The organism is Nonomuraea sp. MG754425 (assembly GCF_021699195.1).
GTDB lineage: Bacteria > Actinomycetota > Actinomycetes > Streptosporangiales > Streptosporangiaceae > Nonomuraea.
The window spans coordinates 1-18,648 of record NZ_SSXE01000037.1; the positions used below are offsets into that span (position 1 = coordinate 1).

At 71.4% G+C, this 18,648-nt stretch carries 16 protein-coding genes; 12 read left to right on the forward strand and 4 right to left on the reverse strand.

The genetic code is table 11. From position 1 onward, the window contains the following. The 7 genes from FAF44_RS15540 to FAF44_RS15570 form a co-directional block, all read left to right on the forward strand. Positions 1 to 504 (forward strand): hypothetical protein (locus tag FAF44_RS15540; protein ID WP_237103861.1); only part of this gene is annotated, 504 nt, incomplete at its 5' end. 134 nt (positions 505 to 638) lie between these two features. Next, the gene (locus tag FAF44_RS15545) at positions 639 to 1,784 is read left to right on the forward strand and encodes a glycosyltransferase (protein WP_237103862.1); all 1,146 of its coding nucleotides are present in this window, start codon (positions 639 to 641) and stop codon (positions 1,782 to 1,784) included. Then, positions 1,784 to 2,485: a class I SAM-dependent methyltransferase gene (locus FAF44_RS15550; protein ID WP_308193330.1), complete on the forward strand. Its 702-nt coding sequence runs from the start codon at positions 1,784 to 1,786 to the stop codon at positions 2,483 to 2,485. The genes FAF44_RS15545 and FAF44_RS15550 overlap by 1 nt, the downstream gene beginning before the upstream one ends. Before the next feature lie 64 nt (positions 2,486 to 2,549). Continuing rightward, the gene (locus tag FAF44_RS15555) at positions 2,550 to 3,230 is read left to right on the forward strand and encodes a polysaccharide deacetylase family protein (RefSeq protein WP_237103863.1); all 681 of its coding nucleotides are present in this window, start codon (positions 2,550 to 2,552) and stop codon (positions 3,228 to 3,230) included. A gap of 29 nt (positions 3,231 to 3,259) precedes the next feature. After that, complete coding sequence (locus tag FAF44_RS15560; RefSeq protein WP_237103864.1) at positions 3,260 to 4,780, forward strand: hypothetical protein; 1,521 nt, start codon at positions 3,260 to 3,262, stop codon at positions 4,778 to 4,780. Between the two features lie 55 nt (positions 4,781 to 4,835). Beyond that, positions 4,836 to 5,084: a type II toxin-antitoxin system CcdA family antitoxin gene (locus FAF44_RS15565; protein ID WP_237103865.1), complete on the forward strand. Its 249-nt coding sequence runs from the start codon at positions 4,836 to 4,838 to the stop codon at positions 5,082 to 5,084. After that, positions 5,081 to 5,482, forward strand: coding sequence for a DNA-binding protein (locus FAF44_RS15570; protein ID WP_237103866.1), 402 nt, complete (start codon positions 5,081 to 5,083; stop codon positions 5,480 to 5,482). The genes FAF44_RS15565 and FAF44_RS15570 overlap by 4 nt, the downstream gene beginning before the upstream one ends. 55 nt (positions 5,483 to 5,537) lie before the next feature. Here FAF44_RS15570 and guaA read toward each other — a convergent pair whose 3' ends face one another. Continuing rightward, the gene (gene guaA / locus FAF44_RS15575) at positions 5,538 to 7,085 is read right to left on the reverse strand and encodes a glutamine-hydrolyzing GMP synthase (protein WP_237103867.1); all 1,548 of its coding nucleotides are present in this window, start codon (positions 7,083 to 7,085) and stop codon (positions 5,538 to 5,540) included. Between the two features lie 108 nt (positions 7,086 to 7,193). Between guaA and FAF44_RS15580 the strand changes: the two genes are divergently transcribed. Further along, positions 7,194 to 8,102 carry a DUF2207 domain-containing protein gene (locus tag FAF44_RS15580; RefSeq protein ID WP_237103868.1) on the forward strand — a complete coding sequence of 303 codons (909 nt, stop codon included), beginning with the start codon at positions 7,194 to 7,196 and terminating at the stop codon, positions 8,100 to 8,102. On the opposite strand, the gene FAF44_RS15585 is transcribed toward FAF44_RS15580, so the two are convergent. Further along, the gene (locus FAF44_RS15585) at positions 8,093 to 8,914 is read right to left on the reverse strand and encodes an SDR family NAD(P)-dependent oxidoreductase (protein WP_237103869.1); all 822 of its coding nucleotides are present in this window, start codon (positions 8,912 to 8,914) and stop codon (positions 8,093 to 8,095) included. The two genes, FAF44_RS15580 and FAF44_RS15585, sit on opposite strands and share 10 nt — an antisense overlap. Before the next feature lie 113 nt (positions 8,915 to 9,027). Beyond that, entirely contained in the window at positions 9,028 to 10,521 is a 1,494-nt protein-coding gene (locus FAF44_RS15590; protein ID WP_237103870.1) for a DUF885 family protein, read from the reverse strand. 46 nt (positions 10,522 to 10,567) lie between these two features. Here FAF44_RS15590 and FAF44_RS15595 point away from each other — a divergent pair, with 46 nt between their 5' ends. Next, positions 10,568 to 11,353, forward strand: a complete 786-nt coding sequence (locus FAF44_RS15595; protein WP_237103871.1) for an N-acetyltransferase — start codon at positions 10,568 to 10,570, stop codon at positions 11,351 to 11,353. Positions 11,354 to 11,369: 16 nt separating this feature from the next. Here FAF44_RS15595 and FAF44_RS15600 read toward each other — a convergent pair whose 3' ends face one another. Next, positions 11,370 to 12,875: a succinic semialdehyde dehydrogenase gene (locus FAF44_RS15600; RefSeq protein ID WP_237103872.1), complete on the reverse strand. Its 1,506-nt coding sequence runs from the start codon at positions 12,873 to 12,875 to the stop codon at positions 11,370 to 11,372. 73 nt (positions 12,876 to 12,948) lie between these two features. Between FAF44_RS15600 and FAF44_RS15605 the strand changes: the two genes are divergently transcribed. From FAF44_RS15605 to FAF44_RS15615, 3 genes are all read left to right on the forward strand, one after another. Continuing rightward, positions 12,949 to 15,087, forward strand: a complete 2,139-nt coding sequence (locus FAF44_RS15605; RefSeq protein WP_237103873.1) for a WD40 repeat domain-containing serine/threonine protein kinase — start codon at positions 12,949 to 12,951, stop codon at positions 15,085 to 15,087. Positions 15,088 to 15,118: 31 nt separating this feature from the next. Then, on the forward strand, positions 15,119 to 17,185 hold the full coding sequence (locus tag FAF44_RS15610) for a beta-propeller domain-containing protein (protein WP_237103874.1): 2,067 nt from the start codon (positions 15,119 to 15,121) through the stop codon (positions 17,183 to 17,185). A 155-nt stretch (positions 17,186 to 17,340) separates the two neighbouring features. Then, entirely contained in the window at positions 17,341 to 18,603 is a 1,263-nt protein-coding gene (locus FAF44_RS15615) for a S8 family serine peptidase (protein ID WP_237103875.1), read from the forward strand. Positions 18,604 to 18,648: the final 45 nt, after the last annotated feature.

Consider the following 18,648-nt stretch of genomic DNA (forward strand, 5'->3'; position numbering starts at 1 on the left):
CCTCGGGATCAGCCGCTCCCGTCGCTCCGCAAGAGGCGTGACGTGGCCGCGCACGTCACGCCTCTTGCGGAGCGACGGGAGCGGCTGATCCCGAGGGGGGCGCTGGAGGCGGGACGGTGGCTGCGCGCGCACTCCTCGCCCGATGACGTGGTGGCCACGGATCTGCACTGCCGGTACGACTGGTGGCGGGTGTGCGACAGCAGGCACTTCTGGGTGTCGGGGTTCAGCGAGCGGCGGGTGCTGGTCGAAGGGTGGGCCTACGCCGAGAGCACGTTGTCGCGGGCGCGGCCGTTCCTGCGGTCGTATCTGGCGGTGCCGTTCGGGGATCCGGCGCTGCTGGCGGCGAACGACGCGGTGTTCGAGCGTCCGACGGCGGAGAACGTCCGGGAGCTGAGCCGAAAGTACGGCGTCAAATGGCTCTTTACTGGCATAAATCCGGAACTAGGGAAATTTGCCAGCCTGCGGTTCCGGAACGCGACCTCCTCCGTCTACCGCCTCCCCTGAAGGTACCGCCGCCCCCTGAAGGTAAAGGTCGCGCCGGTTCTCGGAAAGGTAACGAGAAACCCGCACGCGCCCCGCTGGACGTCCCCAGCACCATTTCCGTGGACCCACGGCCACGAGCGAGATCAGGGGAGTCGATGGACACGCGTGCCGCCATGGAGCCGAGCCCCCGCATCCTCGATCCCGCGGCCCGGCCCGCGAGCGTGGACATCGTCATCCCCGTGCTGAACGAGGAACGCGCGCTGCCCGGCTGCGTCCGCACGCTGGCCCGCTTCCTCGACGGCGGATTCCCCCTGCCATGGCGGATCACCATCGTGGACAACGGCAGCACCGACGCCACCTGGCCGGTCGCCACCGGGCTGGCCGGGGAGTTCGCCCAGGTGCACGCCCGGCGGCTGGACATCAGGGGCCGGGGCGCGGCGCTGCGCGCGGCCTGGCAGGACAGCCCGGCCGACATCGTGGCGTACATGGACGTCGATCTGTCCACCGACCTCGACGCCCTGTTCCCGCTGGTCGCCGCGGTGGCCAGCGGCCACTCCGAGATCGCCATCGGCACCCGGCTGGCGCCCGGCGCGCGCACCCGCCGCTCGATCCGCCGCGAGGTGGTCTCACGCGGCTACAACAGCCTGCTCAGACTCGCCTTCGGGGTCCGGTTCAGCGACGCGCAGTGCGGGTTCAAGGCCGCCAGGACGGACGTCGTCAGGCCGCTGATGAACAAGATCGAGGACGACTCCTGGTTCTTCGACACCGAGTTGCTGCTGCTGGCCGAGCACAACGGGCTGCGGGTGCACGAGGTGCCGGTGGACTGGATCGAGGACGCCGACTCCCGCGTCCGGGTGGTCAGGACGGCCGTGGACGACCTGAAGGGTCTGGCCAGGGTGGCCTGGTCGATGTCGACGGGCCGGGCGCGGGTCGAACTGCGCAGGCCGGAACCGGCCCCCGCGCATCCGGACGCGGTGCTCGGCCCACCGGCGCTCGACGTGTCGGCCTTCGTCTGGATGATCCCGGGGACCCTGCACGCGCTGGCGTACCTGCCGTTACGAGAGTTCTGGTCGCCCGCGGCGACGAACCTCGGCGCGATCCTCCTGGCCGGATTCGTCACCTTCACCGCCCACGGCCACTCGGCCGTCCGCACCGCGACGCGCTTCGCCGCGCTCTACGCCCTCACCACCGCGGTCGTGCTCAGCGTGCCCGACGGCCCCGAGCCGGAGTCCGGCGCGGTCGCGGTCACGTACTGCCTGCTCACCCTGCTGCGGTGGGTCTTCTCCCGGACAAGGAACTGATGATGGAAACCACTGAGATCCGCCGCCTGATCGCCCTTGAGGACACCCACTGGTGGTATCGCGAGCGCCGGGCCATCCTGCGCGGGGAACTGCGCCGGCTGGGCCGCCCCGGGCGGGCGCTGGACATCGGCGCGGCGGGCGGCGGGAACACCAGGGTGCTGGTCGAGGCGGGCTGGGACGCCACCGCGGCCGACCACTCCCAGACGGCGGTGGAGACGGCCAGACGGCGCGGGATCAAGGCGGTCCGCGCCGACGCCCGTGCGCTGCCGTTCGAGACGGGCAGCGTGGACCTGGTGACCGCTTTCGACGTGCTGGAGCACATCCGCGAGGACCACCTGGTCACCGAGGAGATCGCCCGCGTGCTGGCGCCCGGCGGGCACGCGCTGATCGCGGTGCCGTGCGACATGGCGCTGTGGTCCGCGCACGACGACGCCGTGGGCCACGTCCGCCGTTACGGCCGCGACTCGCTCACGGTCGTCGTCGAGAAGGCCGGGCTGACCATCGACCGCGTCTGGAGCTGGAACGTGCTCCTGCGCCCGCTCGTGGCCCGGCACCGTCGCGGCTCCAGGGGCAGCGACCTGCGCAGGACGCCCCACCTGGTCAACGCGGGGCTCTCGGCGGTCGTCCGCGCCGAGCGTTACCTGCCGGTCAAGTCGTTCAAGGGCGTGAGCCTGTTCCTGCGGGCGCGCCTGCAGCGGTGACGGTTCCAGAACGAGACACCGGCACTCACCTGATCCGGCCGCGGTAGGCCCTAGGCTTGGCCGTGTGGTGATTCGCGCCCTCCTCGCGGCAACGCTGACTCTCGCCTTCCTGCCCGCGCCGGCAGCCCAGGCCGCCGCCGTCGACTGCGCCAAGGTCAAGTGCCTGGCGCTCACGTTCGACGACGGGCCGGGCGAGCACACCCGTGCCCTGCTCAAGACGCTGTCCAAGGCGGGTGCCAAGGCCACGTTCTTCCTCGTGGGCAAGCGGGTCGAGCAGCGGCCCGGGGTGGTCAAGCAGCTCGCCGCGCAGGGGCACGCGATCGGCAACCACACCTACTCGCACGCCTCGCTGCCGGCCTACTCCGACAACGAGATCCTCGACGAGCTCAAGGTCACCCAGAACCTGATCAAGAACGTCACGGGCAAAGAGCCCAGGCTCTACCGCCCGCCGTACGGGCACACCGACGAGCGGGTGCTCGGTCTGGCCGGCCAGACCGAGCTGGCGCAGGTCATGTGGACCGGCTCCACGCTCGACTGGAGCCTGCGCGACACCAAGAAGATCAAGGACGTCGTGCTCAAGCTCGCCAAGCGCGACGGCGTGATCCTCATGCACGACGTCGTCCCGCAGACGGTCGCGGCCATGCCCGAGATCCTCACTGAGCTCAAGAAGCGCGGCTACCACCTCGTCACGGTGCCCACGCTGGTGGGCGGCAAGGGGCCGGTGGCCGGGGAGAGTTACTTCTGACCTGCTCCTCCTCAGCCCGGGATTGACACATGAGGAGCGAGACCAGGCGCCGGCCGTGGGTCGCCCTGGCGATCTTCCTGATCGTCCAGGCGGTGCTCGGGTGCTGGTGGGCGGCGTTCTACCCCGGCCTGTTCAGCCGCGACTCCGTCCTGTACCTCAGCCACACCGTCGTCGGGCCCTGGGTGGGCGACCACTCGGTGGCCTACGACGCGCTGGTGTGGCTGAGCTTCACCCAGACCGGCGACCTCGGCGCGGTCACGTTCGCCCAGACCGCCGCCATGGCCGGGGCGCTGACCTACCTGGCGCAGTCGCTCAAGGCGCTGGGCGCGCCACGGCTGCCGACCACCGTGGTAGCCGTGCTGATGCCGCTGGCGCCGCCGGTGGGCGCGTTCACGGTGACGTTGTGGAAGGACGTGCCGTTCACGATCTGCGCCGTGGCCGTCGCGGGCCTGTGCGCGCGCGTCGCCGCCCGGCGGGCCGTCACCCTGCCCGCGCTGCTCGGGTTCACGCTGCTGTTCGCGGCGCTCGGGCTGTTCCGCGCGAACGGCTTCCTCGTCGCGGGCGTCGCCGTGCTCGCGCTCGTGGTGATCGTCCGGACCGCGCGGGTGCGGCTGCTGCTCGCCGGCACGCTCGCCGCCGCACTCCCCCTCGTGCTCACGAACCTCGTCTTCCCGGACGCCGGTATCGTGGCACCGTCGAGGACGTACGTCTACCACACCGCGTACGGGGACATCGCGGTCGCCTACCGCGAGCACCCCGGCCGGTTCACCCCTGAGGACGTCAGCCTCATGACGTCCGTCGCGCCGCTCACGCGCTGGTGGGAGGGCGGCACCTGCCACACGATCAACCCGCTGATCTGGCGCGCGGACTTCGACTGGGCCCAGGCCGACCTGCACGCCACCGAACTGCTGGGGCTGTGGCGGCGGCTGCTGGTCACCGAGCCGGGCACGGTCATCGGCGCGCGCCTGTGCCGGGGGTCGATCGCGTGGCGGCCGGCCCAGGACGAGACGGCGACCGGGGGGACGACGTACCGGCTCTCGCGGCGGCCCAACGCCGACACGTACGTGGGGCCGGGCAAGGTGGCCGACTTCCCCGGACGCTGGGTGTTCTCGCTGCGCCCGCTGTCGATCGAGCTGTACCGGGTGGCCGACCCGTGGCTGACCGGGTCGCTCGCGCCCGCCTGGGACTGGGCACTGTGGCGCGGGGCCTCGTGGGCGTACGTGTCGTACCTGGCGGCCGGGTTGGCGGCGTGGGCACTGCGCAACCGGTACGCGCTCGCGGTGGCGGCGGTGGTGGCCGGGCAGCAGCTCGCCGTCCTGGCCAACATCTCGGCACAGGACTTCCGCTACCTGGCCGCGCCGATCTTCGTGGGCGCACTGCTGGTGCCGCTCCTCCTGGGCAGCGTGGGCCGGCTGCTCGCCCGCCTCACCGCCGCCCTGTGGCACCGGCTACGCCGAAGGCCCGCCTTGCCGCTGGACGTACCCGAACGCGCGGAAGAGCCCGTCGTGTCATCCAGAGCCGAGCCCCTCGAACAGGACACGCCCCACTGACCGCGAACGTCCGGCACTCCCGCCCACCCTGCGCATACCGCAGTATGCTTGCCTCATGGCGGATACCACGCGTATCACGGTGACCCTGCCCAACGACCAGGTCGCCGAGCTCAGGAAGCTCACCGACAACATCTCCGGCTATGTCGCCGAGGCGGTGGCGCGCCAGCTACGGCACCAGCTTCTCGGCGCTGAGCTGATGCGTCACCAGGAGGAGCATGGGGAGTTCACCGACGAGGAGCTGATCGAGGCCCACACCCGGATCTTCGGCGCGGCGAACCCCGGCGGTTCGGCGGGAGCGGCGTGATCGAGCACGTCGAAACGGTCGTCCTGGATTCCCAGGGGCTCTCCGCCTGGATCGCGCAGGACCGCGAAGTCCTTGCGATGTTTCACGTCTTCCACACCATGGGCGCCGATCTGGTGATCGGCGCCAACACCATCGTGGAGGTCAGCCACCAGCGCGTGAACGCGCCTCGGCTGCGGTGGGTGCTCTCCCGCGTCAAGATCGAGCCCGTGACCGAACGCGCGGCGAAGGCGTCCGCCGATCTGCTCAGAACGGCGGGTTTACACGGCCACAAGCACGCGATCGACGCGACGGTCGCCGAAATGGCGCTCCGGCAGCCCGGCCCTGTCGCCATGCTCACCTCGGACGTCGATGACATGGCCCGGCTGTGCGGCCGTCAGGTCCGGCTCATCGGCATCTGAGGCCGGACGGGCGAGGCGAGGGCTCAGCACCCTCGCCGAGAAGCTCCCGTGGGGGTCACTCCCACTCGATGGTGCCCGGGGGCTTGCTGGTGACGTCCAGGACCACCCGGTTGACGTCGCGTACCTCGTTGGTGATGCGGGTGGAGATGCGGGACAGCACGTCGTACGGCACCCGCGCCCAGTCGGCCGTCATCGCGTCCTCGGACGTCACCGGACGCAGCACCACGGGATGCCCGTAGGTGCGCCCGTCGCCCTGAACCCCCACCGACCGGACGTCGGCCAGCAGCACCACCGGGCACTGCCAGATCTGGCGGTCCAGCCCGGCCCGTGACAGCTCCTCGCGGGCGATGGCGTCGGCCTCGCGCAGGAGGGCCAGCCGGTCGCGGGTGACCTCGCCGACGATGCGGATGCCGAGCCCGGGGCCGGGGAACGGCTGGCGCCAGACCATCGCGGACGGCAGGCCCAGCTCTTCGCCGGCCCGGCGCACTTCGTCCTTGAACAGCGTCCGCAGCGGCTCCACCAGCCGGAACTGCAGGTCTTCCGGCAGGCCGCCGACGTTGTGGTGGGACTTGATGTTGGCGGTGCCGGTGCCGCCGCCCGACTCGACCACGTCGGGGTAGAGCGTGCCCTGGACCAGGTACTCCACGGGGCCGTCGGCCATGATGGCGCGCTGTTCGTCCTCGAAGACGCGGATGAACTCGCGGCCGATGATCTTGCGCTTCTCCTCCGGGTCGGTGACGCCTTCGAGCGCCTTCAGGAAGCGCTCGGAGGCGTCGACCACGCGGAGCTTGACGCCGGTGGCGGCCACGAAGTCGCGCTCGACCTGCTCGGCCTCACCCTTGCGCAGCAGGCCGTGGTCGACGAAGACGCAGGTCAGGCGGTCGCCGATGGCCCGCTGGACGAGCGCGGCGGCCACGGCGGAGTCGACCCCGCCCGACAGCGCGCAGATGGCGCGGCCGTCGCCGACCTGGCTACGGACGGCCTGGACGGAGTCTTCGACGATGTTGAGCATCGTCCATGACGGGCGGCAGCCGGCCGCCTCCAGGAAGTGCTTGAGCACGGCCTGGCCGTGCTCGCTGTGCAGCACCTCGGGGTGGAACTGCACGCCGTACAGGCCGCGTGCGACGCTCTCGAAGGCGGCGACCGGTGTCTCGCGGGTGGAGGCGGTCACCGTGAAGCCCTCGGGGGCGGCGGCCACGCTGTCGCCGTGGGACATCCACACGGTCTGGCTGGCCGGCAGGCCGGCGAAGATGACGCCCTCGTCGAGCACCTCCAGCGCGGTGCCGCCGTACTCGGCGACGCCGGTGCGGGCCACCTCGCCGCCCAGCGCCCGGGCCATGGCCTGGAAGCCGTAACAGATGCCGAACGTGGGCACACCCGTCTCGAAAAGCCCGTGCGGCACAGGCGGCGCACCTTCGGCGTAGACCGAGGAAGGGCCGCCGGACAGGATGATCGCCTTCGGGTTCTTCGCCATCATCTCCTCGACCGGCATGCTCGACGGCACGATCTCCGAGTAGACGTGGCACTCACGCACCCGTCGGGCGATGAGCTGCGCGTACTGTGCGCCGAAGTCGACCACCAGCACTGTGTCGAATTCAGACACCGTGAGAACCCCCCAAAGGCGATATGCGGTGACCACAGTGTATCGGCCCCGCGTCTTACACCTGGACTACACCTGGTCTGGCTCGGGCCGACGTGCTAACACAGAACAATGGATCTTGTCTGGCCGGCGGCGGCGTGGGCGCTCTGGGTCGCCGCGCTGGCCACCGCCTTCAAGGTGTCCCGCCGCGGCGGCCTGGAGCCACCGGCGGCGGACGAGCCGACGCCCGCCCCCGTGGCCGATCTCTTACGCGGCACGCGGGCCCAGGAGGTCTTCCACACGACGTTGTTCGAGCTCGCCGGGCGTGGCTGGGTGACGGTCGAGGGTGATCGGCTGTCGCTCGGGGCTCCCCTGGAGGAGCCGCCGCCCGCGTACGAGCGGTGGGCCCTGGACCGGGTGCGCGCCCGCGTGGGCGACGCGGACGAGGCCGCGGTGATCGACCTGATGCCCGAGGCGGACGAGCTGGACCGGGTGTTCGTCCCGCTCGTCCGCCGGCATGCCATTGATCTGGGTCTGGCGCGGCGGCGCTGGCCCAGCCTGCTGGTGCCGGTGTTGCTCGCGGCGGGGCTCGCCGTCCCCTGGTACGTCACCGTCGTGGCGTCCGGGGTGTCGTGGCCGGGGATCATCGCCACGGCGGTGTCGTTCGTGGCGGGGATCGGGCTGCTCATGGGCGGCCGGGGGTTCGTGCTGACGGAACGTGGCCGCCGGGTCGCGGCGGCGGGCCCGGCCGTGACCGGCCAGGAGTGGATCTTCACGGGCAGCGGCTGGCACAGCGGCGAGATCGAGCCCGCCAGGCCGCTCCCGCGCCGGCAGGAGGTCACCGGGCACGTCGTCAAGCGCTGGACGGACACCGACCGCTACTTCATCGCCCTGCACGACGGCAGCTCGCGCAGGGCCACGGCGTTCGAGGTCGAGCAGGGGCTGTACCAGGACGTACTGCCAGGCGACTCCGTACGGGTGCTGGTCAGGCCGCGTAGCACCACGGTCGTACGGGTGCTGGTGCACGACCGTCACTGGTAGCCGGGCAGGCTCCCGGTGAGCAGGGCCTCGGTCTGCGCGCGCAGCCTGGCCTCGTACCTGGGGTCGGTCAGCAGCAGGAAGCGCTCGTCGTGGATGCCCGACACGACCAGGTCGGCCACCTCGGACGGCTCGATGCCGTGCTCGGCCGCCCGCCCGGCCCACTCCCGTGACTCCACCTCGTCGGGGGTGGGGGTGATGGACAGGCTGGACGGGCGGGTCCGGTCGGAGTCGCCGATGCGCGTCCTGACCGCCCCGGGGCACAGCGCGCTCACCCGCAGCTTGGCACCCGTGGCGGCCAGGTCCTGGGCCAGGGCGAGGGAGGCCGCCAGTGCGGCGTACTTGGTCACCGCGTACCCGCCGGTGCCCGGTGAGGCGAACAGGCCCGCGACGGAGACGGTGTTGACGATGTGCCCCTCGGTGTCCTGCTCGATCATGCGGGGCACGAACTCGTGGATGCCGTGCAGCACGCCCCACAGGTTCACGCCGAGCAGCCAGGCGAAGTCGTCCTCGTCGCGGGTCCACATGTGGCCGCCCTGGAAGACGCCGGCGTTGTTGCAGAGCACGTGGACGGCCCCGAGTTCCCCGAAGCAGCGATTGGCGAGGTGCCGCACGGCCGAGGCGTCGGACACGTCGGTGATCTGCGTGAGCACCTCGGCGTCACCGGCCAGCGCGGCGGTCCGCGCGAGCTCGCCGTGGTCGACGTCGGCGAGCATGAGCGTCATCCCCTCGGCCGCGAACCGGAGGGCCAGCGCCCGCCCGATGCCGCTCGCCGCACCCGTCACCACCGCGACCTTGCCGGAGAGCTCGCGCACGAACGTTCCTCCCAAGCGAATCGACGCCATAGGACGTTCCCCGATCAGCGTGAGAGACGCTACCCGATCTCCCCGGGCAAGGGCGCGAAGCACCCCAAGGGGCCCGAAAGGGGTCAGAGGGCGGCGTCGATCAGGCCGAGGGGCGGTGAGCCGAGGTCGAGCAGGGACCTGTGGAAGCGCTGCACGGTGAAGCCGTCGCCCCACTCCCGGCGGGCCCGCTCGCGCAGGTCGAGGATGAGCAGCTTGCCCCACGTGTAACGGCCGTACGTCGGGTCGAAGGAGGCCCTGCGCGCCTCCGACAGCGCCGCCGGACCCACCAGGTGCGAGTCGGACTCGAACCGCCTGGCGCCCTCCTCGACCGTCATCTGGCCGGTGTGCACGCCGATCGCGACGGCCAGCCGGGTGACCCGGATCAGCGCCTCCACCCACACGCCGATCTCGAAGCGCGGGTCGCCGGACTCGAAGCCCTCCTCGACGCACAGCTCCTCGGCGTAGTGCGCCCAGCCCTCGACGAACGCCATCGACTGCAGCAGCCGCCGCACCTCGGACGGGGCCCGCCGCAGTGCCCTGGCGTGCGAGAAGTGGCCGGGCGCGACCTCGTGGACGTTGATCGCGGGCAGGGTCGCGCTGCTGAAGACCTCCAGCCACTCCTCCTGCTCCTGCCGCGGCCAGGACGGGTCGGGCGGGGTGATGTGATACCAGGACGGGCCGTCGGGCTCGCCCGGCGAGTTCCACGCCATCATGGCCATCGCCCAGCGGCGCGACTCGGGCGCCGGCCCGACCAGGCACTCGCCGTCGTGGTAGGGCACGAGATCCTTCTCGCGGGTGAACGCGATGGCCTTCTCGGTGCCGATCCGGGCCGCCTCGATCACGCCGTCGGGGTCGGGGTGGTCCTTGACCAGTTCGCGTACGACGTCGAGCGGCGGCCGGTCCTTCTCCCCCAGCTTGGCGCAGGACTCGGCGAGCAGCGTCATGAGCCGGTCGCGTTCGGCGTCGGCCCGCTCGGCCAGCCTGCCGAGATCGACGGGCAGCCCTTCCGCGGTGCCCATCAGCGTGGCCAGCGCCGCGCCGCCGAGCGCCGCGTCGGGGTCGCCCTCGTCGGCGGCCCGCTCGACGTGGGCGACGAGCCGGGCGTGCGCCCGCAGCGCGGTCTCGTCCGTGACGCCCGCGGCCAGGCCCTTGACCGCCCCGAGCAGGGACTTCGCGACGGGGGCCGGCACCTGGTCGAGCGCGGTGACGGCGTGCTCCACGGCCTCGGGCCAGAGCGCGAGGTGCGCCGCCTTGGCCGCGACGCGCTCGTCCTCGGGGCCGTAGTCGCGGTCGTAGCAGGCCAGGTCGAGGTTGGAGAGGTGGAGCAGCGGGTTCTTCCGGTGCAGTTCCAGCTCGCCGAGCTGGTAACGCAGACTCGCCTCGAACACCTGTAGGTGCCTGGCGTCATGCGCGTCGTCGGGCGCGGGCCCCTGGCCGAGCCGGTCGAGCCCGGCCCGTACGCCGTCGGGCGACAGGTCCTGGATCCTGCCGTCGTACTCGTGGCGACCGCCGCCCTCACGCGCCTCGGCCACGATCAGATCGGTGACGGCTCGCAGCCTGGCGTCAAGTTCAGTCATGCGGCCGACGCTAGCGCACCTGCGGGGCGGCATTAAGTGCCGATAAATGGCGCGCGAGCCCCCGGTGGCGGCGGGCAGGATGAGGCTCATGCCGCTGCGCGTCACCACGCTCGCCGAACGCCCCGAGTTCGCCTCCTCGTTGTGGGACATGGACCACACCTGGCACGAGTTCGTGCTGAACGATCCCATCGCCGACCTGTTCTACGCCCGTGTCACGACCACGTACCAGGACTACGTGCTCGTGGCCGACGACGACGCCGAGCCGGGGCGGCTGGCGGCGCGGGCGTGCATGATCCCGTTCGCCGCGAACGGCGGCCCGCTGCCCGACGACGGCTGGGACGGCGTGATCAGGTCCGGCTGGCTGGCGCGCGAACGCGGGGCGGACACCGACGCGATCTCCGCCCTGGAGATCACCGTCCGCCGCGACCTGCTCGGCACCGGGCTGTCGGCGCTGATGGTGGCCGCGCTGCGCGAGCACGCCGCCCGCCTCGGCCACCACGAGCTGGTCGCCCCGGTCCGCCCCAACCGCAAGCACCTCGAACCCCACACCCCCATGTCCGAGTACGCCTTCCGGACGCGCTCCGACGGCCTGCCCCACGACGCCTGGCTCCGGGTGCACGTGCGGGCGGGCGGAAAGATCGTCAAGGTGGCCCCCCGGTCGATGGTGGTGGCGGGCACGCTGGCGGAGTGGCGCGGCTGGACGGGCCTGCCCTTCGACCGTTCGGGGCCGGTGGAGGTGCCGGGCGCGCTGACCCCGGTGCACTGCGACGTGCCCCACGACCACGCCGTCTACGTGGAGCCGAACGTCTGGGTCAGCCACACCCTGACCTGAACGCCCGTCGCCGGCGTCACTTGAGCCGTAGCCGGCGCATCGCCTTCAGCGTGCCCGCCAGCAGCCCGGCCCACCTCTCGTACGGCATCCCGGCCGGCGGCTCGAAGCCTAGCCACGTCGCCTGCGAGGCCACCGTCTGGGCCTCGGTGTAGCGCAGCAGCCCCTCGACCCCGTGCCGGCGGCCGAGCCCGGACGCCTTCACCCCGCCCATGGGCGCGTCGTAGGACGCGTACGCGGCGGCGTACCCCTCGTTGACGTTGACCGTCCCGGCGTGGACGCGGGCGGCCAGGCGGCGGGCCCGTGGCAGGGCGGCGCTCCAGACGGAGGCGTTGAGGCCGTAGTCGGTGTCGTTGGCCAGCTCGATCGCCTCGTCGTCGGTGGCGAACGGGTAGAGCGCCACCACGGGCCCGAACGTCTCCTCGCGGCACAGCGCCATGTCCGGCCCGACGCCGGTGAGCACGGTCGGCTCGTAGAACAGCGGGCCGAGGTCGGGCCTGGCCCGGCCGCCGGTGAGCACGGTCGCGCCCTTGGCCACGGCGTCGTCCACGTGCGCGGTGACGGCGTCGAGCTGGCGGCGGGAGGTGAGCGAGCCCATCTGCACCGTCCAGTCGTGGCCGGGGCCGAGCTTGAGCGCCTCGGCCTCGCGGACGAGACGTCCGGCGAAGTCGTCGAAGACGGAGGCGTGCACGTACAGGCGCTCGACGGACAGGCAGAGCTGGCCCGCGTTGGTGAAGCAGGCGCGCACGGCCCCCCGTACGGCCACGTCGAGGTCGGCGTCGTCGAGCACGATCATCGGGTTCTTGCCGCCGAGCTCCAGCGAGCAGCCGATGAGCCGGCCGGCCGCCGCCTCGGCGATCTTCCTGCCGCCGCGGGTGGAGCCGGTGAAGCCGACGTAGTCGGCGTGGCCGAGCAGCGCGTCGCCGATGTCGGCCGGCTCGCCCAGCACGACCTGCCAGATCTCGCGCGGCATGCCCAGTTCGGCCAGCAGGTCGATGGTCCACAGGGTGGACCGGGCGGTCTGGGTGTCCGGCTTGTGGACGATCGCGTTGCCGGCCAGCAGCGCGGGCACCGCGTCGGTGACGCCCAGCGCGAGCGGGTAGTTCCACGGGCTGATCAGCGCGACCACGCCCTTGGGCCGGCGCAGCTCCGTCACGCGGGTGGCGACCGGGAAGATGCCCTTGCGGGCGCGCGGCGCGAGCAGCCGGGGCGCCCTGCGGGCGTAGTGGAGGGCGCAGCCCGCGACGTCGAGCACCTCCTCGAAGGCGTGCTTGCGGGCCTTGCCGGTCTCGTCCTGGACGATGTCGAGGATCTCGTCCCGCCGGTCGAGGATGGCGTCGTGCAGGCGGAGGAAGGGCCTGGCTCTTTCGGCGGGCGTTCTGCCCGCCCATCCGAGCTGGGCGGCGCGGGCCTCGCCGAACGCCGCGCGTACGTCATCAGTGCTGGAAATGGGCAGTTCAGCGATGGTTTCTCCGGTGAAAGGAGAAATGATGCACTGGGTCCTACCACTGGACGTCACCTGCATGTCAGCAGGATATTCCGCGGCCCTACCCGCGGGTAGTTTTTACGGATGGGTGGCATAGGGACAGAATCCCCTCATGGCATCCTTCGCTCCCCTCCGCCCCGGAGATCCGCAACGGCTGGGGGGCTTCGAGCTCCTCGGCCGGCTCGGCGAGGGCGGTCAGGGCGTCGTCTACCTCGCCTCCGACCACTCCGACCAGAGGGTGGCCGTCAAGTGGCTGCGGCCCGACCTGTCGGGCGACCGGGTGAGCGTGGAACGGTTCCTGCGCGAGGTCCAGGTGGCCCAGCAGGTCGCGCCCTTCTGCACCGCCACCGTGCTGGGGACCGGGGTCGAGCAGGACCGGCCGTACATCATCAGCGAGTTCATCGAGGGTCCCTCGTTACACCAGGTGGTGCAGGAGGAGGGGCCGCGGGCGGGCTCCGTCCTGCACCGGCTGGCCATCGGCACCGCCACGGCGCTGGCCGCCATCCACCAGGCGGGCATCGTGCACCGCGACTTCAAGCCGGCCAACGTGATCATCGGGGCCGACGGGCCGCGGGTGATCGACTTCGGCATCGCGCGGGCGCTGAACGCCACCTCCACGATCAGCAGCATGGTCGTGGGCACGCCGTCGTACATGCCGCCCGAGCAGATCATGGGCCACACCGTCGGGCCCGCCGCCGACATGTTCTCGTGGGCCAGCGCGATGGTCTACGCCGCCTCCGGGCGAGCGCCGTTCGGCAGCGACACGATGCCCGCCGTGATCAACCGCGTGCTCAACCAGCAGCCCGACCTCGGCTCGATCCCCGAGGGACCGCTGCGTGACGTGGTGGTCGCGTGCCTGAACAAGGATCCGGCGCAGCGGCCCACCGCCGAGCAGGTGATCATGCGCCTGCTGCACCAGCCGGCGCCGAACCCCGGCATGCTCGCGCGCGGCGCGGCCGAGGCCGCTCCGGCGCAGCAGCACGGCCCCGGCACGGGCCCGGCCGGGCCGTCGTTCGGGGGGCACTCGATGCCGCCGTTCACCTCCCCCTCCGGGCCGGTCTCCGGCAACCTGCCGTACGCGACCGGCGCCCAGTACCCGCAGCATCCGCACCCGCAGCAGTCCTGGCCGCATCCCTACGCGCAGTCCGGCCCGCACCCGCCCGCCCCGGCGCGCAGGAGCGGCAAGGCCCCGCTGATCGCCGGCGTGACGGTGGGGCTCGCGCTGCTCCTGCTCGCCGGCGTGATCGTGATCATCCAGATCGACCGGTCGTCGACGTCGGTGGCGCTCAGGACCGGCTCGCCCACCGCCGACCCGACGGCGACGCAGCCGGCCGTGCCGCCCACCGGCGTCAAGCGGTCACTGCCCGGCGGCAAGATCTCCCTGTACGAGAACCCCGCCGATGCCCTCGTCCTGACCTCCTACGAGGTCTTCGACAAGCCCAAGGACGACTGGATCGACTACGCCAGGAACTCGCTGCACGGCACGTTCACGAAGCTCCCGCAGAACTGGGAGTCGCGGGTCTCCCCCGACGGGAAGCTCCTGGCCGCCAGGGGCAGGAGCTACAGCTCCGACGACTTCGACTTCATCGTCATCACCGACCGCGACACCGGCGCGCGCACCACGATCAAGACCGTCAAGGACCCGCTGATCAGCAGCATCAGGGCCTGGTCGAGAGACGGCTCGAAGATCCTGCTGAACGTCGAGAAGAAGACCGGCGACAACTGGCAGTACCTGGGCTTCGTCATCGTCGACGTGGCCGGGAAGAGCGCCGACGTGATCAACGTGGACGACACCTCGATCCGCGAGACCGCCTTCGGCTTCGACGGCGCCGAAGAGGGCGTGGTCAACGTCTACGGCAACGAGAAGAACCGCGGCCTGCGCTTCTTCGACACCGAGGGCAAGGCCGTCCGCTCCCTGCCGGGCATCGGCACCCTGTCGGCCGGCACCCAGGACATCTTCTCCCCGTCGGGGAAGACGTTCGTCACCAACTGCCCGAACGGCGGCGACGGCGACCACTGCATCTGGGACAGCACGACGGGCGACCAGGTGCGCAAGTTCTCCTCCGACTGCGACAAGGTGCTCGGCTTCTACGACGAGGAGCACCTGTACTGCTGGGAGCAGGACAACGCCGCCAACGACGAGGTCCAGGTGCTCGACTTCAACGGACGGCTGCTGCGCAGGATGCTGGAAGTGCCCGACGACATCAACTTCAGCCCGGTCTTCACCGCCAACCCGGCCAAGGGCTCCTGAACCATCCGGCCCGCGCAGCCGTGATGGGGGCATGAAGACGCTGATCCGCACGGCCGTGACCGCCGCCGCGCTCGCGACGGTCACGGCCGCCTGCACCTCTTCGACGGGGGACGCCTCCGACCGGCCGCCGCCGAGGACGACCACCCTCGGCGCCGTCCGCCTGGTGGCCTACAACGGCTGCGAGGACGCGCTGGCCGGGCTGCGGGAGCAGGCCGCGAAGAACGTCACCGCCTACGGCTTCGGCGGCGTCATGCCCTTCGCGATCGCCGAGGACGCGGCGGCCCAGACCAAGGCCAGGTCGGACACCGCCGCCCCCGAGCACTCCACGACGAACGTGCACGAGGCCGGCGTGGACGAGCCCGACCTGGTCAAGACCGACGGCAACCGGGTCATCACGGTCTCCGACGGCACCCTGCGGATCATCGACACGGCCACCAGGAAGGTCACCGCCTCGCTCAAGCTGACCGAGGGCGACGCCGGCCCCGGTGTCCCCGGCGACCTGCTGGTCTCGGGTGACCGCGCGCTGGTGCTCATGCGCGGCGGCGAGATCATGTACAAGGCGCGCTCGATGATGCCGTCCGGCGACACCCGGTACGTGGTGGTCGACCTGGCGGGCCGGCCCAAGGTGCTGAGCACGATCCGGCCGCAGGGCTCGTACGTGGACGCCCGGCTGATCGGCTCCACCGTTCGCCTCGTCACCCGCAGCCAGCCCGACATCGCCTTCCCCGAGCCCCGGCCGAACGCCACGGAGGCCGACCTGCTCAAGGAGAACCAGGCCGCGGTGGGCCGCGCGCCGGTGACGGCCTGGCTGCCGAAGATCGAGATCACCGACGCGTCCGGCGCGACCAGGACGGACACCGTCAAGTGCGAGCGGGTCAGCCACCCCGCCGACTACACCGGCACCTCGATGCTGACCGTGCACACGATCGACCTGGCGCAGGGCGTCACGGCGGCGGGCACCGACCCGATCGGCCTGGCCGCCGACGGCGACGTGGTGTACGGCACCGGCCAGAGCCTGTACGTGGCCAGCAACCCGCGCTGGTGGTCGCCGATCGTGCGCCCGCTGCCGGTGGTGGAGCCCCCGGCCGACACGACGTCGTCGAACGCCGTCGCGCCCGCGGAGGAGCCCACCCCGGCCGACCCCGCCGTCACGGCCTCTGTCCCGGCGTCGGGAACGGCCTCCGCCCCCGCGACGCCCCCCGCCGATCCGTCGGCCTCGGTGCCGCCCGAGCCGCGCCCGCGGCCCACGCCGACCGTGCCGCCGGAGGAGACGGAGGTGCACCGGTTCGACATCAGCCGTCCCGGCGCCCCCTCGTACGTGGCCTCGGGCAAGGTGCCGGGACGGCTGCTGAACCAGTACTCGCTGTCGGAGTACGACGGCCACCTCCGCCTGGCCACCACCGACAACTCCGGCGACGAGCAGGCCAGTTCCAGCACCGTGTACGTGCTCGACGCCGCCACCATGGCCAGGACCGGCCAGGTCGGCGGCCTGGGCAAGGGCGAGCGCATCTACTCGGTCAGGTTCGTCGGCCCAATCGGCTACTGCGTCACGTTCCGCCAGGTGGACCCGCTGTACACGCTCGACCTGCGCGACCCGGCCGCGCCGAAGGTGACGGGCGAGCTGAAGATCACCGGCTACTCGGCGTACCTGCACCCCGGCGAGCAGGGCCGGCTCATCGGCATCGGCCAGGAGGCCAGCGAGAAGGGCCGAACGCTGGGCACGCAGGTCTCGCTGTTCGACGTGAGCGACCCGGCCGCGCCGCGCCGGCTGTCGCAGTTCTTCCAGAAGGACTCGGGCTCCGGGGCCGAGTGGGATCCGCACGCGTTCCTGTACTGGCCGAAGACCGGCCTGTCGGTGCTCCCGCTGACGAAGCAGAACGAGTCGGGCGCGCTCGTCCTCAAGATCGATGACTCCGGGGTGAAGGAACTGGGGTTGATCAAGCACCCGGCCCAGCGTCAGGAGGGTGGTTACACCTACGAACCGGGCATCCAGCGTTCCATGGTCATCGGGGACTCGCTGTGGACGCTCTCGTACGAAGGCGTCCAGGTCAACGATGCCGGCACGCTGGCCTCACAAGCCTGGATACCGCTTCGTTAAGTGATCAAGAGGTGCCGGTTCGTAGCGAACCGGCACTTTTTTTATGGACTTATCCCGACTAATGATGAAAACTTTGCTTACACCCTAGAGTCGGACCGGCTGCTTCAGTGTCACAACAAGGGCCGGTCCCAAGATCAGAAAGGGCCCACGCTGCCATGCGAACACGCACCCCCCTGCTCGCATCGCTCGTCAGCGCGCTGGCGTTATTCGCCGCACCGCTGCCCGTCTCAGCAGCCCCCGTCTCGGCGGCAGCCGCCGCCGAGGGCACGTACATCGTCCAGCTCGACCCGTCCATGCGGGCGCCGCGCGGCGCCGCGCAGGACCAGGTGTCCGAGCTCGGCGGCCAGCTCATCGGCGTCTACGAGTCCGCGTTCAAGGGCTACACCGCCCGCCTGAGCGCGAGCGCGGCCGAAGCGCTCAAGAGCAACCCGAACGTCGTCAGCGTGGAGCCCGACGCTGAGGTGCACGCCTTCGTGCAGACCGTGCCCACCGGCGTGCGACGCATCTTCGGTCCCAGCAACCCGAACCTCGACATCGACGGCGTCGACGACGTGCGCATCGACGTGGACGTCGCCGTCGTCGACACCGGTGTCGACAACACCCACCCCGACCTGAACGTGGTCGCGCGGGCCAACTGCGTGACCGGGGCCTGCGTCAACAACTCCGGCACCGACGACAACGGCCACGGCTCCCACGTCGCCGGCACCGTCGGCGCCCTCGACAACACCATCGGCCCGGTGGGCGTCGCGCCCGGCGCCCGCATCCACGGCGTCAAGGTGCTCAACTCGGCCGGCTCCGGCACCCTGGCCGGCATCGCCGCCGGCATCAACTGGGTGGTGGCGCGCGCCTCCACCATCGAGGTCATCAACCTCAGCCTGGGCTGCAGCGGCTGCACCAGCAGCGCGATCAGCACGGCGATCACCAACGCGGTCAACGCCGGCATCGTCGTCGTCGTGGCCGCGGGCAACAGCAGCTCGAACACCTCGTCGTTCTTCCCGGCCAACCACCCCGACGTGGTCACCGTCTCCGCGCTGACCGACAACGACGGCCTGGCCGGCGGCCTCGGCGGCAGCACCCTGTCCTGCCGCAGCGAGATCGACGCGGACGACACCTCGGCGTTCTACTCCAACTACGGAGCCACCGTGGAGATCACGGCGCCGGGCACCTGCATCTACTCCACCTACATGAGCGGCGGCTACGCCACGATCAGCGGCACCTCCATGGCCAGCCCGCACGTGGCGGGCGCGGCCGGCCTGCTCACCTCCGGCACCCACAAGCCCACAACCCGGGCGGGCTCGCTGGCCGTGCGCAGCACGCTGATCTCGTCCGGCAACTCCAACTGGACCGACGAGTCGGGTGACGGCGTCAAGGAGCCGCTGCTCGACGTGCACGACGCCACGGTCTACCCCCCGTCGTGACGATCGCGCGGTAGATCCACCCCTGGAACGGGCGGTCCGCGGACC